This window comes from Nocardia sp. NPDC058658 (assembly GCF_042716665.1).
Lineage (GTDB): Bacteria > Actinomycetota > Actinomycetes > Mycobacteriales > Mycobacteriaceae > Nocardia.
In genome coordinates this window covers 1-1,348 of record NZ_JBHXRR010000061.1, presented here as the reverse complement: position 1 = coordinate 1,348, position 1,348 = coordinate 1, and the positions used below count along the sequence as shown (strand labels likewise).

Here is a 1,348-nt window from a genome sequence, read left to right as displayed (position 1 = left end):
CTGAGGTTCCCCCCGAACGGTGGACAGGGGAGTTACGAGATTCAGGCAGCTATCGCTCGGAGTGAACGCTCGAAGCCGTCGGGACTGTGCATCCCGATCGCCGAGTGCCGCCGCACAGCATTGTAGAAATGTATCCAGTTGTCAACCGCGGCAACGAGTTCAGCCTTCGTCGCGTAGACGTGCCGGTAATACTCTTCGTGCTTGAAACTCGACCAGAACGATTCCGCGGGGCTGTTGTCCCAGCAAATACCGGTCGCGCCCATCGATCGCCGTAGCCCGTGCCGGAAACAGGCTTTCGCGGTCAGGTGCGCGGTGAACTCCCCGCCCCGGTCCGAATGCAGGATCGTCCCGCGGCAACGGCCACCCCGCGTGAAGACCGCGGAATCGATCGCCTCGGTGACCATGTCGGCACCGATGTGGTCAGCGATGCTGTAGCCCAACACTTTCCGGGAATGCCCGTCACGGATCGCGCACAAGAACATGTCTCCCTCACCGCAGGTGAGATAGGTGATATCGGTGAACCAGGTCGCGTCCAGGCGGCCCTGATCGAAGACACGCTCGACCAGATCGGGCGGGAACGACGCGGTCGGATCGACCACGGTCGTGCGCACCTTGAACGTGCGCGGGCTGATGCCCTCGAGCCCGATCGAGGCCATGATCTTGGCGACGGTCTTCTCGGTGACCCGCTCGCCCTGTGCGCGCAGCTCGGCGGTGATCCGTGGCGCCCCGTAGGTGCCGCGAGAGTCGGTGTGGACTCCGGTGATCTTGACTTCCAGATCCGCGCGACGTTGCTGACGTGGCGTCAAAACTGTTGCCGCCCCGCGTTTGCAGTACTGGTAGTAGCCGGACGTGGAAACCTTCAGCAGACGCGCCATCCGGGTGATCGAAAACCGTTGGCCCTCAGGGGCTTCGGTGCCAGCTGTTTGTTCGATGTTGTCGGGGCCGGCGTACTTGGCCATCAGATCGAACCGGGTCGGTTCTTCTGCATCGCGGCAAAGTACGCCGAGGCTTTTACCAGGAAGGAGTTGTCTTTCTCCAGCTCGGCGACCTGTTTGCGGAGCCGCAAAAGTTCGGCGCGTTCGGCCACGTCCAGGGGCTTGTCGCCGTGGGCCTCGGCGGCGGTGATCCTGCGCCGCTCGTCTTTGACCCAGTTACTGAGCAGGCCTTCGTTGAGGCCGAGTTCTCGGGCGACTTCGGCGATCGTGCGGCCGGAATCGATCACGCGATGGGCAGCCTCGACCTTGTACTCGGCCGTGAACGACCGGCGCTTACGAGGAGGCATGGGGACATCCTTCCAGCAGGACATTCGTCCTGCGAATCAGGTGTCCACTTTCCGGGGGGAGCCTCA

Annotated in this window: 2 protein-coding genes; both read right to left on the bottom strand. The window is 63.1% G+C overall.

Going from position 1 to position 1,348, the window contains the following annotated elements; genetic code table 11:
* Nucleotides 1-41 precede the first annotated feature (41 nt).
* Entirely contained in the window at nt 42-959 is a 918-nt protein-coding gene (locus ACFWUP_RS31355; protein WP_379239608.1) for an IS3 family transposase, read from the bottom strand.
* On the bottom strand, nt 959-1,282 hold the full coding sequence (locus ACFWUP_RS31350) for a transposase (protein WP_379239607.1): 324 nt from the start codon (nt 1,280-1,282) through the stop codon (nt 959-961). The genes ACFWUP_RS31355 and ACFWUP_RS31350 overlap by 1 nt, the downstream gene beginning before the upstream one ends.
* Nucleotides 1,283-1,348: the final 66 nt, after the last annotated feature.

Bases quoted from the DNA above. Each gene is read 5' to 3' on its own strand.
- ACFWUP_RS31350 (WP_379239607.1), bottom strand. From the start codon at position 1,282: ATGCCTCCTCGTAAGCGCCGGTCGTTCACGGCCGAGTACAAGGTCGAG.
- ACFWUP_RS31355 (WP_379239608.1), bottom strand. From the start codon at position 959: ATGGCCAAGTACGCCGGCCCCGACAACATCGAACAAACAGCTGGCACC.